This window comes from Legionella hackeliae, assembly GCF_000953655.1.
GTDB lineage: Bacteria > Pseudomonadota > Gammaproteobacteria > Legionellales > Legionellaceae > Tatlockia > Tatlockia hackeliae.
The window spans coordinates 3,204,459-3,218,064 of the sequence record NZ_LN681225.1 but is presented as its reverse complement, the minus strand read 5'-3'; the positions used below and the strand labels follow the sequence as shown (position 1 = coordinate 3,218,064).

The following is a 13,606-nucleotide window of genomic DNA, read 5'->3' as shown; positions in this document are numbered from 1 at the left end:
TTAGCCCTGATGTTTTGATTCCCAGCCTAATTTAACACGTAATGTATCATAATAATGATAATCAAGAGGATGTAATAGACGCAGTTGTTGTGCATTTTTTTCAATGGACACCAATTGTCCCGGCTTAACCAGACGAGACTCGTGACCATCACAACTGATGCGCAAATCACTTTCATTGCGTTCACTAATTTTTAATTCGATCTTCACTTCTCCATCGACGACAATAGGGCGTGAGCTCAAACTATGAGAGAACATGGGCACAAGTACGATGGCATTTAATTGTGGATGCATAATAGGACCACCGGCTGATAAGGCATAGGCAGTTGAACCTGTGGGGGTCGATAAGATCATCCCGTCAGAACGATAACGACTCACAAAGCGTTGATTGATAATAACATCAAACTCAATCAAATGAGTTTCATTACCACGACCCAAAACAACATCATTCAAAGCATCGCCCTGAAAATAGATTGTTTCACCATCGTGAATACAGGTATGCAATAAAAAGCGAAGCTCTTCTTCATACTTACCGTTTAAGACGGCACTAAGCTGATTTTCAATGTTTTGTGGCGAGATATCCGTTAGAAACCCAAGCCGGCCTCTATTGATACCTATAACCGGAACATTCACTTTAATCGCCATACGGGCAGCAGACAACAGACTACCGTCTCCACCGACTACAACAATCAAATCCTGCTTTTTCCCCATAAGATTGCGATCAAGTGTTGGTAAGTCCACATCAAAATGTGTGGCTGTATCGATATCTAAATACGTATCGACTTTCTCATGGTGCAAGAATTCAACCAGGCGATGTAGGCTTTCATTAACCCCCTGATTCGCACGATGTTGGCGCACATAGAGAATAACGCGTTTGAATTTTTGTTTCATGATCTCAATATTAGGAGTAGATGATACTATTTTATTTTACAATATTTTCTCGCATATCCTAAAGCTTAATGATGAAAGTAATCTTGTTGAGGGGGTAAGAGTCGGGCTTGGGTCGCTTATATCGATTGTCATTGCAGCTGTGGGCAATGACAATCGGTAGGATTTAAATATGTTGTTTAGTCTTCACTGGCTCGTGATGCACGTTTGCGCTCACTCTCTTTTAATGCTTTTTTGCGCAAACGAATGGATTGTGGTGTAACCTCAACCAGCTCGTCGTCATCGATAAATTCCAGAGCTTGCTCCAAAGAAAGTTTTATCGCTGGTGTTAATAAAATATTTTCATCACTGCCTGATGCACGAATATTAGTCAGCTGCTTTTCTTTAGTAACGTTAACAACCAGATCGTTATCGCGAGCATGAATACCCACGATCATTCCTTCATAGCAAACCGCTTGAGGCTCAATAAACAAGCGACCACGTTCTTGTAAATTAAACAACGCAAATGCACGTGCCGCACCTTGGCAGTTGGCAATTAGAACCCCATTATTTCGTTTACCAATACGTCCTCGAATAGCAGGGCCATAATGATCATAAACATGATACATGAGCCCGGTTCCAGAGGTGCTGGAGAGAAACTCAGTGTGGAATCCAATTAAGCCGCGAGTAGGAACAATATAGTCAAGTCGTACACGTCCTTTACCGTCGGGGAGCATATTTTGCAATTCACCACGACGCTCACCGAGCTTTTCCATGATAGTCCCTTGATGTGTTTCTTCAACATCAACCGTCAAGCGCTCGTAAGGTTCTTGCTGTTCACCATTTTCTTCGCGCAAAATTACTTCGGGTTTACAAATGGCTAATTCATAACCTTCTCGACGCATATTTTCAATGAGAATGGATAAATGCAATTCACCACGACCTGATACTCTAAATTTATCAGGGTCTTCGGTATCTTCTACCCGTAATGCAACGTTGTGAAGTAATTCTGTTTGCAAGCGCTCTCTAATTTTACGGCTAGTTACAAATTTACCTTCCTGACCTGCAAAAGGAGAATCATTGACTTGGAAGGTCATGCTAATTGTTGGTTCGTCCACGGTTAATGGAGTCAGAGCCTCTACATGGTTAGGATCGCATAGCGTGTCGGAAATATTAAGCAATTCAATCCCTGTTACGGCAACAATATCGCCAGCGCGAGCTTCTTCAACCTCGACTCGCTCCAAGCCTTTAAAGCCTAATAATTGCAAGAGTCGACCACTGCGGACTTGCCCTTCTTTATCGATAATTTTCACCGCAGATTTTGCTTTAATATGACCACGTGTAATTCGGCCAATTCCAATAGTTCCTACATAAGATGAGTAATCGAGAGAACTGATTTGCATTTGGAAAGGACCGTTGGCATCCACTGCTGGAGGTTCTACTTGATCAACAATCGTTTGCAGTAACGCTGACATATCACTCGCTTCATCTTCAAGTGCAAGTTGGGCATAGCCATTGAGGGCGGATGCATAAACTACTGGGAAATCAAGTTGTTCGTCCGTTGCGCCTAAGTTATCGAATAAATCAAATACTTGATCCATAACCCAGTGCGGTCTTGCTCCTGGTCTGTCAATTTTATTAATAACGACAATGGGATTTAAGCCGCGAGCGAATGCTTTTTGAGTAACAAATCGTGTTTGCGGCATCGGACCATCCACTGCATCAACAAGCAGAAGAACGCTATCTACCATCGAGAGAATTCGCTCAACTTCGCCTCCGAAGTCGGCATGCCCTGGGGTATCAACAATATTAATTTGATAACCGTTCCAATGGACGCAGGTATTTTTAGCAAGAATCGTAATGCCACGTTCTTTTTCTAACGCATTGGAATCCATGATTCGCTCAACTTTAGGAGCGCGCTCGTTCAGAGTTCCGGTTTGTTGAAGTAGTTTATCAACTAAAGTAGTTTTACCATGATCGACGTGTGCGATAATGGCAATATTACGAATTTTTTCAATCATAATGACCTATTGCGGTAAGAGTGTTACATGACTTAAGCAGTGATACAAACAAAGAAGACATGTGTTCATGAATTTATCATTATACATGGATTCATAGCGTTTGCCATTATAGCATAGTGATTTTCCTTCCCCCCAGAGGGAGAAGGAGAGATGTCATTAAAATGAAGCTACAGGGGATTGGTAGGCTTCATCAGCATGTTTGAGAAGCTCCATAGCATCAGAATTAATTTGTAGCCTATTTTGGTAGACCTGTTTTGGTTCGAATATAGCATCGAAGTTATTAAACATTTCGTAATAGGAATATCCCATTAAACCAAACGAAACCGCAGCGAAGGCTACCCCACCGACTGGATCCGCTGGTATGCTTGCTATAGAAAGGGTCATGGCAACAATAGAAATCGTGAACACACCCAGCCAGAATGCTACAGCCAGAGCGTTACCAACACGACTTAATGCTTCCAATCCTGGTATATTCTTATTTGATTTCTGAAGTTCCGCGATTTGAGCAGTAACTTGTGTATGATCAATTGAGTTTGTGGAAATTTGTTCCAAACAACCAATGACCTCTTCATAACCTTTGAGTAATTTCTTTCTCTGATAATCACTGTTGCAATTAACTATTGCACTACGATAGTTCGTCGCTACTTTGTCAAGATCACGTTGAGCCAGCGTAAATTTTACCTCTAAGCCATTACTTTGCTGCTTACTAGTCTCTGCTGCCTTTGCAAGAGTTGCTTTTAGCTCTTCCATGCGTTGATTCAGTCTATCAAGTTCCTCGGAAAAATTACGTCGAAAAAATAAAGCCATCTAAAATCTCCTCTAGTCGAATTATTAATGCATGGCCATAGGAATGCACATTAAAAAAGTCATGGCATAAAACACGGCTTTTTTAAATGCGTGACGCCCTTTTATTACTATTGCCATTAGTGTTAATGCAATAATCCCGGGATAGGTTAACTCAAGGATTGGGGCTAAAAAGGCGGCAATTCCTCTAAAATCCAGCAGAGAAATGATAAAAGATAAACCAGTTGTAAACAATAAGATCAAGTAAAACTTTTTGTCTTCAAGTTTTAAAAGCGAGCAAAGATAGCGCGCATAAAGATTATTTAGTGCGACTGCAGTAGTTAAACAGGAAAAAAACATCGCTATTCCCATAAAGAAGGTGGCGTAATTGCCCATCGCTTGTTTAGCAATGCTAGGTAACATCAGTTCTGGCTTAATTCCGGCAATTAATGGCGAATAATGTGAGCCTAAAAAAACAAATCCTAAATAAATAAGAGCCAATAACGAGGCACCAAGGATGCTGGGTTTAATGGCAAAGAGAAGTACTTGGCGAGCTGATGCATTCGGTAAAGATTGTTGAATTTGTGTGAAAATAAGTGCTGAGAAGAAAAATGCCGCGAAAAGATCCATGGTTTGATAACCTGTAATAAATCCATAATTAAAGGCTTGCTTGCCAGAGATTGACTCTGTGGCAGAGGGGGCTTTAAAAATAGCAATTACGATTAAAACGCTTAACGTGATGAGCAAAATGGGACTCATCCATTTGCCCAGGATTTTAACCATGACTTTGTCATTAAGACATAGGAAAAAAGTAATCACACAAAATAAAAGACTAAAATGGATGAGTTTAATTTGCGGTAAAAGATAGTTGAAACTTCCATAAGCAACTGTGATGCAGCGCGGTACTACCCCAAAAGATCCCAACAGCGATAACATAAAAAGAGGCAGTAAAAATGCTGCAACTTTACCTGCTTCTCCAAAGAATGCTTGATAATTACCTTGATATAATTTAATAACAAAAAGTCCGGTCAAGGGTAATAAAATGCCCGTTAACAGAAGACCAATGAAGCCTACCATCCAATGATTTCCAGCAGCCTCGCCAATTTGCAAGGGGAAAACTAAGTTCCCTGAACCAAAAAACATGGCGAAAATTGCAAAACCATAAATAAAAATGGATTTATATTGTTGCATAATCAAGTTCCTAAATTTGTTAGCGATGATGTTAAGTGTGATTGGGGGAAATTAGATGGCCGCGGGGGCCACATTGATTACGCTAACGACAGATGAAATCAAGGTAAGAAACAAACTTTCAGGTTTTTCTTTAAGTTGAAATGATAATAAAAAAGCAGAGGAAAGTTTCATTTCTAGCTAGTGTGCCTATTTATATTACAAACAAATTCCTTTATACACAGATTATGAGTGCTTTGCAATTGGTAGTCAAAAAATAAATTGCATTCAGTATGAATCCAGTGATGGGTGTTCACAAAGATGTTAGGATTGAAGCGACTTTGCGAGCAACGCGAAGCAATCCAATAGGTGCTTCTGGTAATTGGGAGTGTCTCATCAAAAAGAGCAAATTCCTTACAAAGAGTATATTAAAATCAAATTGTAAAAAATCTAATCTTTGGGGGGATTGTGTTATACTTACGCCCCTGAATTGATAAGTAATCATGTAGGTGAACTATGTTTCGATTAAAATGGTTGAAGAAAGAAAAGACGAAAACGAATGAAGTAATTACTACGGAAGTCGCAACCACTAACCCTGGGGAGACTCGTCCCAAAATAGCGAGACGCTCAATGAGTACACCTGATCTTCAACTTCAAAGAGCTGATGCTCAAAAGCAAGTTAAAGCAGAACAAGAAAAGAAAAAAGAAGGCTTTTTTTCTGGGTTGCGCAAGAGAACAACGACAACAATAATAACAAAGCCAAGTAATTTAACCCAAAGCGAACCAAGATCACGAAGAAGCAATACTCTTTTCGCCAGCCAAATGAATGAAGGCTCCAAGGATAGTGCTGAAATTAATACATTTCTTGTGGCTGTCAAAAAAAGTTGTCCAAGCACATGTAAAACAGAGGGAGGATATTTTAAAGATTTAGATGGGGAGAATATTAAAGTTTTAAATAAGGTCGCTCAATTAGGGAGTTTTTCGGAAAATGTTGAATTTTTGATTCAATTTAATACCTACATGGAGGGAAATATGACCGCAAAGGAGCTCTATTCTTTCCTGGATGGCTTAAACCTTGATGACTGTCAATACCACAAATATTTAATCAAGTGCAAAGAAAACGATCAATTAGATAATATGGATAATGCAGCAGAAGTAAAGCAGGCCTACCAGGAAGTTGCTGATACAATTCAAGGTATGCTCTTTTTCAATCTACATTCCAAGAGTTCTACTATTCGAGATGCATTATGGGCATCAAAGGGGCTTGATTACTAATTCCACGACGAGGTAAATCTGGATGCTATTTATTAATTATCTGAATAGCATCATCTCTATCTGCAGCAAGAATTTCCATGAGGTAGCGATGTAACACGGCAGCTTCTGAGGCTAAACCTATTAGCTGCTCGTTTTCATCAAGCACGGCAATTTCCCCCGCGGAGTTTTCTCCAAGTTTTTCAACATAATTAATCAACGGTTCATTTTTACGCACACAGAACTTAGGTTTCCTGGCCAAGTTACACAGGGGTAAAACCGGTGTGGAATGAAATGTTTCCAGTAGTTCATTGCAGCTTATTAAGCCCGCAAAACGTCTTCCTCTTTCTTCGAGTGCAATAACATTCAAATCAGTTGCGGTTGTTATTGCTAGGGCGGAGTCGATAGAGGTTTCCAGAGATACGCGCGGTGGATTGTTAAGTTGTAAATCACCAAACGTTAATTCTCTCAAACGGCCAATATCTCGAGGACCTAAAAGATCATTGCCGCGAATATGAAAACGCCAGGTTGAGAACGAATAACCAAACCAGTAGCGGGTTAAATGACTGGCAATAATGACAGTGATTGCCGTAGTCACTACACCCGTTTGCAACCCAGCAGTTTCAACCATCAATAAAACAATAGCAATGGGGGTTCCAATAATCGATGTGGCTACACCGGCCATACCAGCAACAACTGCCAAGTCCAGAGGAATTGTCGGACCAAAAATAGGAACTAATAACAGTCCATGAACTAAATATCCTAACGTGGCTCCAAGAAACAAGGATGCTGAGAACAATCCTCCACGAAATCCAGAGCCCACACAGGCTACTGACGCGGCAATTTTTGCCAGTAAAAGAACCAGCATTCCCCCTAATATATTACTGCCCGAAAGAATTTCGTTAATGCTATGATGTCCTGGCCCCATCACTTCAGGCACACGCAGCGAAATTAAACCAAGAAGTAATCCGCCGACAACCGGTTTTACAATGGTAGGCGCATGAACAGAAGAGAGAAATTTTTCAAAACTGGTTGTTCCGCGCATGACCGCAATACCAATAAGTGCTGCTGCGATCCCAGTGATAATGGCTAGGGGAAAATGCCATAGTGCGGGAGGACCTATATCGCTGGCTAGAAAAATAGGTTGGTAGCCGATGAGAATATAAATAATATGACTACTCATCGCGCTGGCCAGTAAAGTCGGTAATAAAGCACGCATCGCATAACCACCTACGACCAACTCTAACGCATAAAAAGTTCCAGCAAGAGGCGCTCCAAAAATTGCAGCAATCCCAGCTCCCGTGCCGCAGGAAACAAGAATTCTTAAATCACGTCGCTCGAGTTTTAATCGTTGGCCAATAAAGCTCAAACAACCAGCACCAAGCTGGGTCATGGCCGCTTCAAAGCCCACTGAACCTCCAATGGTGATAGAAACAACAGATAGGCCGACCAGTATCAAGCTATCACCTAATGACATTTTACCGCCTTCCAGAGCATTGGCTTCAACAGGGTCAACGATTGCTAAACGCTTGAAACGGCCTGCAGTCAATAATAGCCATCCCAGAAATACGCCGCCTATAAGAGTTACTAACATAATACGCCAAGACGGAACGGTAGCTGGACTATACAAATCAACATTGGTACCAAATAATATCGTTTGGATGAAACCGACACTCAAACGAATACCGGCAACGGCCGCCCCAATAAATAATCCACCAAAGGCTGCCAACGCCAATATTTTGCTATTAGCAAAATCCTTAGACGGCGATTCAGAGGAAAGAACTTTAGAACGAGAAGTCATGCAATCCAGCCCATTATTAACAATTATCCTTACTAGTTGTTCTAATCACGGTTTAAGGATATACCCAGGTCTCAATTAATAAAAGTTTTATGAGGTTTTTTAAAAGCTTGCTGGTTACTACCGTGAATTGTCGTCCCCCCTAGGTGCAAACTCTGTCGCTTATGTGCACACATGGGAGGATGTTCGAATTAAATTCGTATTCTAATAAGTTCATGCATTACATTTATACGAAAAATAATACACTTGATTCAGACCTTCCCTGGATACCTCGGACAAGCCGAGGCAGGTAGGTGGTAGAGGCCTGTTTGCTGAGGGCTCTAAAAGAGTGTCGAGGCGGGTAGATGAAGTCTGTTTGTTGGGGGTTCTAAAAGGGGCCGAGGGACGTAGGTGCTAGAGGCCTGCTTATTAAACAGACTTCAGGGCCAGCTTTTATAGGAACCTCATAAAGTTTGAGCGGTGACGCTACACTAGTCTACCTGCCTCGGCTTGTCCGAGGTATCTAGGACGGGCCTGAGACCATATTACGTTTACTAAAAAGTTAAACAAATGTACAATTGGTTATATTTTATCCCTTTAGAAATGAAATGAAACGATATTTTTTCAAACCGGCCAAACGAAAACTCAAATATTCAGAGTATTTGGACGAAATACTTATTCTCGCAAGACGTATTGGAGAAGTTTCCCCGGGTAAACAACTTTATTCTAGTGCTCAATTTGAGTTGGCACTTGTTTCTTTCGGTGATTTAAAAGCGCTAAAAAAAGAAATGGCTCCAGATATTGAGGTGGAATTCCCTGAATTAAAATCCGATTGGTTAGCTGGCTTTGATTGGCTAGACTTGGCGGTCAGTTATCATGATGAAGATGCAATTTCCTATTTTCAGGAAAGGTTGGAAAATAAAAATTTTTCTAAGATTTACAAGCAATATAAAGAAAACTGTCGGCCCGACTGTGCCTTACAGCGCTATGAATTAAATATACCGCAACTAAATTCATAATATTTTTCGCTAGGGATAGTGAATAATATTATGAAAAAATGCACTCATTGAACCTTTATTACGATAGCCATGCGGTTGATGGGCGTCAAAACGCAAGCCTTCTCCACATCGCAAACAGTGCCAGACTTGGTTAATTAAGACCTCCATGTCACCGCCAATAACAATAACATGTTCAATAACCCCGGGCTCATGAGGGGACGATAGTTGTTCGCAACCTGGTAATAATTCAATGACAAACATTTCAAAGCCTAATTGTTCGTCAAAGGGAAATAATGCATTAATGCGAATTTGCTCCTCATTTGATTGAGGGTTCAATTGAGATGCAGAGCGATCGATCAATGTTTCCGAGTTTAGCGTTGATTCTGCTAAAAACGTTGAAAAAGACACTTGAAAACCGGTAGCTATTTTCCACAAAATAGCCACAGTAGGACTAGATTCTTCCCGCTCAATTTGGCCTAGCATGGCTTTGCTAACGCCAGTTTTCTGGGCGGTTTTATCAAGACTCCAGCCTCGTTGTTGTCGTAATGCTTTTAACGTTTTAGCAATATGTCCCGACATTGACTGCATTCGGTAAATCTCCAGTTGTGCGTTATAGCGCACGATGATACAATGTGCGTTATGACGCACAACTTGCCTGTCATTGTAGCATAAAATTAATCGTTACTTTTTGATGTAGGATACTTATGTTTAAACATTTTTCTTTCTCAGCGCTGACAGCCGGCCTAGTGGCAGTTATGGTTGGATATACCAGCACGGCGGTAATAATTTTTCAGGCCGCAGCGGCAGCAGGTGCAAATGCTGCAGAGGTGAGCTCCTGGTTGTTAGCACTTGGAGTCGGTATGGGGCTGACTTGTATCGGCCTTTCTGTCTATTTTCGCATGCCCATTTTAACGGCTTGGTCAACACCGGGCGCTGCTTTATTGGTAACCAGTCTATCGGGGGTGTCGATGGCTCAGGCGATAGGGGCTTTTATTTTTTCAGGTTTACTCATCTTGTTATCCGGAGTAACAGGGTGGTTTGAAAAAGTGATGGCTTATGTTCCTCGAGCTCTAACTTCTGCCATGCTTGCCGGTATTTTGCTGCATTTTGGTATGAATGTTTTTGTCGCGATGCAAGATCAATTTTTGTTAGTCTGTGTAATGTTTATTGTTTATTTGTTAGGAAAGCGGCTATTTCCGCGCTATGTCATCCTGTGGGTGCTTTTATTAGGAGCTCTTATTGCTAACATGGAGGGACTGTTTCATTTCAATAACTTTCATTTTGTGTTATCTAAACCTGTTTTTACCTCGCCTGAATTTTCCTGGTCTGTTCTAATTAGTGTCGGTATTCCGTTATTTATTGTTACGATGGCATCACAAAATATTCCGGGTGTTGCGGTTATCCATGCTGCGGGCTATAAACCACCCATCTCCTCATTAATTAGCTGGACTGGATTAACCACACTGTTGCTAGCTCCTTGGGGTGGGTTTGCATTCAATTTGGCGGCAATTTCCGCGGCAATTTGTATGGGAGAAGAGGTTCATCCTGTGCCTGAAAAGCGCTATCTTGCTGGAGTGTATGCGGGTTTATTTTATCTAATCACAGGAATTTTTGGAGCAACTGTGGTGGCTTTATTCTCTGCCTTTCCAAAGGAATTGATTCTTGCCGTCACAGGTTTAGCGCTATTAACACCTATTGCGAATAGTTTAAAAGCAGTTGTTGATGATGAAAAACAAAGGGATGCTGCTTTAATTACCTTTTTAGTATCTGCCTCTGGTATTTCTTTGTTTGGAATTGGAGCTGCATTTTGGGGACTGGTTTCAGGTGTACTATCATTAACGTTATTAAACTATCGTAAATATCGTATTGAAAATGCTTAATATTCTAAAGAAACGACGGCACTTTTTTTTAAATGCTGAACAGTCGCCAACCCATTTTAACTTGTCGCGTTATTTGCAAGCACAGGGTTGGCATTATAGTCGTTTCAATTGGCAAGCAAGTTTCAGTGATAAGAATTTACAATTCAATAGTGAGGCCGCACAATGTTTGGAATATAAGCATTTGCTGGCACAATTAATCGCTCACTATTGTCCAGAGGTGATGCCACTAACTTATTGTATTAACGACGAAAATTGGCCCGTTATTTTGGCGCAAATCGCCGATAAGCATTATAACCATTCTGAGGAGGAGCTCGTTTGGATTTTAAAACCTGCTTTGCTGAATAATGGTGAAGCCATCAAAATTTTTCAGAATCTTGCTGACTTGGAGAGTCATTTTCTGCGAAGTGATAGATTTGGAGGCGAGCATGTGTTGCAACGCTACATTAACAACCCTCATTTACTAAGACCGCCTCAAGGGCATAAATATAGCATTCGTATGTTCGTTATTCTTACTAACTATGCAGGTGTTTATCTTTATCCCCAAGGCTATTTTAATGTGGCAATGCATCCTTTTAAGAAAAATAAGTTTGTTGATTTACGCCCACATCTAACCAATGAACATTTGCATCATGATGAGGAGAATGTCATTCAAATACCCGCCTGGCGTTTTGATTTTTTTGGCGCACTGTATCCTTCTATTAAGCAAATTATTACTGTTACGATAAAAGCCCTACAGCATCAATATTCGCAAGCATTTGTCGTTGACAAAGAGAAAGCTCTGGCAATCTTTGGTTTTGATTTCATAGTTGATAATGACCAACGCGTCTGGTTATTGGAGGCAAATCACGGGCCTTGCTTCCCAGTGGATGATAATCATCCTCTGCAAAAATATTTGTATAATGAGTTTTGGCAAGCATTTATCAAAACGTTTGTGTTGCCTATCGCATCTCCTGGGCAAGCCTTTGAAACTGAGCAATGTTTTGAAAAGATAAGTATCAGCTAAAAAAAGGGCGTAAGCGTTTGGCTGAAGCACGTTGCTCGAGTTCCTCTGAACTTTTAGCGGGAAAATGACCTAACGAGTAGTTAGGTGATGGCTGGTAAAGTGATGGCATCAGATTCAAGACCTGTTCAGCCTGCTTTAAAAGTTGAGATAAATTAGGCTCAATGTTCTGATTTTTATTCACTTTTTGATAAATTAGCTGTGATTGTCCAAGTCCATGTATGATTGCCTGATAAAATTGCGAAATTGGGCCTCGTAGAGCGGCAATGTGATCGCGCACAGGACCTAGCGCTTCTAATTTCACTAATTGTTTGATACTCGAGTCTAATTTATTAATTAGATTCATAAAAAGCTCTTGCTTTAAAATAAGTTTTTTTAGGCTTTTGATAACTCTATTCGGTGTAGTCGTTTTATTCTGCATATCAAGATGAGGATGATGTTGCACATCATGCTGCTGGCGTCGAGCAATTTTTAATAGTGCTTCCACCAATTGAGACAAGGCATGCAGAATGTGTTTTAAGTCATCACTTCCCAAAGCATAAGCCATGCGCTCCAGATTCACCGTTGCTGAGTGTCCAGGCTGAATTCCCAGGATATAAAGTAGATGATGATCAAGATTAAGCAAAGCAACAAGCGCATCCTCGCAATTTAAACGATATTGAAGAACCAATTGCAAACTTTGAGCAAGCTCATCAAATGAGGTTTCCCCGCTTTGCGAGTCGTTAAGAATGTCATCTGTAATTTGCTGACAGATTTGCAGCGATTGTCGAGCTTGGTCAATAAGGCTATTGGCTACATCAAAATTTTCAGGACTCATGGTATGTGTCGGAAAATAATCATGAGATTATTATACAATGTTTACTGAGATTATTGATTAATAAAAAGAGATTAGTTTTAGACTAAGCTCTTTTTAAAATTTATGGATTATTATTTTTAATTCTTGATTAAGATCTTGAGATTTACTACAGCATCAGAGGATTTAATTGTAAAAAAGCCTTTGTGGTTGGAAGTTCCCAGCGTTGCTACATAAGCTACCCTTGAGGTAACAGCATTAGCAGACGTTTGGCTAGATTCGCCAAATAATCCCCTAATCTAAATGAATTCAGCAAACATAGACTGGTTAAGTCACACGGATTCAAATTATTGATGTCAACTAAAGCTGCTGCCACGCTAGGCTTTAATCGTCATTAGGCCAGCCATTAATTTTTATATCTAAATGACTTAACAAGGCAATGACATCCGGGAATGAAAAACTTGCTTTGGTTACTGTATTAGATTGAATATCAATATTGTAATTGATGGAATGCGTGAAATCCGTGTGTTTTAAATTGGTGTGCATAAAGAGGCTATTTTGTAAGTCCGTCCCTACAAAACTTGCATGACTTAAGTTAGCTTCTCTAAAATCGACATCATGAGCTTTACAGCCTTCTATAATTAAATCAGCAAGTGTGAGCCCAAAAAAATTAGAATGACTGAGGTTGCTTTCATAAAAGTAGAGTGGGCTTGCGAGTTTTACTAATGGCCAGCTTAATTCTGTCCAATTGATTCCCACAAGTTTAGAGTGCTTAAATGCAACCTCTGAAAATTTACATCCGGGAAATTTTGATAGGGTGAGATCACAGGACTCGAAATCACAGTCTGTAAATTTTACTTTGCTAAACGTCACTCCAAGAAATTTGCATTTTTTGAATTGACAGTTCTGAAACTCGATGTTTTCAACTTGAGTTTCCTCAAATATTAATTGGTTGAAGGTTTCCTCAAAATAGCTATTAAGATTAAATGCAGTCATCATAAACTCAAAAAATAAGATCCCAACTCTATTAAATATCGAGAACTTTAAGCGTCACAATTTTAACATTTTCACG

The 13,606-nt window shown here is 40.2% G+C and carries 12 protein-coding genes; 4 read left to right on the top strand and 8 right to left on the bottom strand.

The annotated features are described in order from the left end of the window. From LHA_RS14220 to LHA_RS14205, 4 genes are all read right to left on the bottom strand, one after another. A complete protein-coding gene (locus tag LHA_RS14220) occupies positions 1 to 888 on the bottom strand; it encodes an NAD(+) kinase (protein WP_045107129.1) in 888 nt (295 codons plus the stop codon). 176 nt (positions 889 to 1,064) lie between these two features. Continuing rightward, complete coding sequence (gene typA, locus LHA_RS14215) at positions 1,065 to 2,885, bottom strand: translational GTPase TypA (RefSeq protein WP_045107128.1); 1,821 nt, start codon at positions 2,883 to 2,885, stop codon at positions 1,065 to 1,067. A gap of 156 nt (positions 2,886 to 3,041) precedes the next feature. Next, positions 3,042 to 3,692 (bottom strand): hypothetical protein, encoded by a 651-nt coding sequence (locus LHA_RS14210; RefSeq protein ID WP_045107127.1) that lies wholly within the window; start codon positions 3,690 to 3,692, stop codon positions 3,042 to 3,044. Between the two features lie 24 nt (positions 3,693 to 3,716). Then, the gene (locus LHA_RS14205; RefSeq protein ID WP_052673735.1) at positions 3,717 to 4,859 is read right to left on the bottom strand and encodes a branched-chain amino acid transport system II carrier protein; all 1,143 of its coding nucleotides are present in this window, start codon (positions 4,857 to 4,859) and stop codon (positions 3,717 to 3,719) included. A gap of 492 nt (positions 4,860 to 5,351) precedes the next feature. On the opposite strand from LHA_RS14205, the gene LHA_RS14195 reads away from it, so the two are divergent. Continuing rightward, positions 5,352 to 6,110 (top strand): hypothetical protein, encoded by a 759-nt coding sequence (locus tag LHA_RS14195; protein WP_045107125.1) that lies wholly within the window; start codon positions 5,352 to 5,354, stop codon positions 6,108 to 6,110. A gap of 25 nt (positions 6,111 to 6,135) precedes the next feature. On the opposite strand, the gene LHA_RS14190 is transcribed toward LHA_RS14195, so the two are convergent. Further along, positions 6,136 to 7,887 (bottom strand): chloride channel protein, encoded by a 1,752-nt coding sequence (locus tag LHA_RS14190; protein ID WP_045107124.1) that lies wholly within the window; start codon positions 7,885 to 7,887, stop codon positions 6,136 to 6,138. A gap of 584 nt (positions 7,888 to 8,471) precedes the next feature. Between LHA_RS14190 and LHA_RS14185 the strand changes: the two genes are divergently transcribed. Next, on the top strand, positions 8,472 to 8,882 hold the full coding sequence (locus tag LHA_RS14185) for a hypothetical protein (RefSeq protein ID WP_045107123.1): 411 nt from the start codon (positions 8,472 to 8,474) through the stop codon (positions 8,880 to 8,882). A gap of 9 nt (positions 8,883 to 8,891) precedes the next feature. Here LHA_RS14185 and LHA_RS14180 read toward each other — a convergent pair whose 3' ends face one another. Then, complete coding sequence (locus LHA_RS14180) at positions 8,892 to 9,449, bottom strand: helix-turn-helix domain-containing protein (protein ID WP_045107122.1); 558 nt, start codon at positions 9,447 to 9,449, stop codon at positions 8,892 to 8,894. Between the two features lie 116 nt (positions 9,450 to 9,565). Here LHA_RS14180 and LHA_RS14175 point away from each other — a divergent pair, with 116 nt between their 5' ends. Both LHA_RS14175 and LHA_RS14170 read left to right on the top strand, forming a co-directional pair. After that, on the top strand, positions 9,566 to 10,741 hold the full coding sequence (locus LHA_RS14175; protein WP_045107121.1) for a benzoate/H(+) symporter BenE family transporter: 1,176 nt from the start codon (positions 9,566 to 9,568) through the stop codon (positions 10,739 to 10,741). Further along, a complete protein-coding gene (locus LHA_RS14170; RefSeq protein ID WP_052673734.1) occupies positions 10,734 to 11,744 on the top strand; it encodes an ATP-grasp domain-containing protein in 1,011 nt (336 codons plus the stop codon). The genes LHA_RS14175 and LHA_RS14170 overlap by 8 nt, the downstream gene beginning before the upstream one ends. Here the strand turns inward: LHA_RS14170 and LHA_RS14165 are convergent. Further along, entirely contained in the window at positions 11,737 to 12,558 is an 822-nt protein-coding gene (locus LHA_RS14165; protein ID WP_045107120.1) for a hypothetical protein, read from the bottom strand. The two genes, LHA_RS14170 and LHA_RS14165, sit on opposite strands and share 8 nt — an antisense overlap. A 360-nt stretch (positions 12,559 to 12,918) precedes the next feature. Continuing rightward, positions 12,919 to 13,530 (bottom strand): pentapeptide repeat-containing protein, encoded by a 612-nt coding sequence (locus LHA_RS14160; RefSeq protein ID WP_172480834.1) that lies wholly within the window; start codon positions 13,528 to 13,530, stop codon positions 12,919 to 12,921. Between the last annotated feature and the right edge of the window lie 76 nt (positions 13,531 to 13,606).

Coding starts and splice junctions, on each gene's coding strand:
- LHA_RS14220 (WP_045107129.1), bottom strand. CDS start 888: ATGAAACAAAAATTCAAACGCGTTATTCTCTATGTGCGCCAACATCGT.
- typA (WP_045107128.1), bottom strand. CDS start 2,885: ATGATTGAAAAAATTCGTAATATTGCCATTATCGCACACGTCGATCAT.
- LHA_RS14210 (WP_045107127.1), bottom strand. CDS start 3,692: ATGGCTTTATTTTTTCGACGTAATTTTTCCGAGGAACTTGATAGACTG.
- LHA_RS14205 (WP_052673735.1), bottom strand. CDS start 4,859: ATGCAACAATATAAATCCATTTTTATTTATGGTTTTGCAATTTTCGCC.
- LHA_RS14195 (WP_045107125.1), top strand. CDS start 5,352: ATGTTTCGATTAAAATGGTTGAAGAAAGAAAAGACGAAAACGAATGAA.
- LHA_RS14190 (WP_045107124.1), bottom strand. CDS start 7,887: ATGACTTCTCGTTCTAAAGTTCTTTCCTCTGAATCGCCGTCTAAGGAT.
- LHA_RS14185 (WP_045107123.1), top strand. CDS start 8,472: ATGAAACGATATTTTTTCAAACCGGCCAAACGAAAACTCAAATATTCA.
- LHA_RS14180 (WP_045107122.1), bottom strand. CDS start 9,449: ATGCAGTCAATGTCGGGACATATTGCTAAAACGTTAAAAGCATTACGA.
- LHA_RS14175 (WP_045107121.1), top strand. CDS start 9,566: ATGTTTAAACATTTTTCTTTCTCAGCGCTGACAGCCGGCCTAGTGGCA.
- LHA_RS14170 (WP_052673734.1), top strand. CDS start 10,734: ATGCTTAATATTCTAAAGAAACGACGGCACTTTTTTTTAAATGCTGAA.
- LHA_RS14165 (WP_045107120.1), bottom strand. CDS start 12,558: ATGAGTCCTGAAAATTTTGATGTAGCCAATAGCCTTATTGACCAAGCT.
- LHA_RS14160 (WP_172480834.1), bottom strand. CDS start 13,530: ATGACTGCATTTAATCTTAATAGCTATTTTGAGGAAACCTTCAACCAA.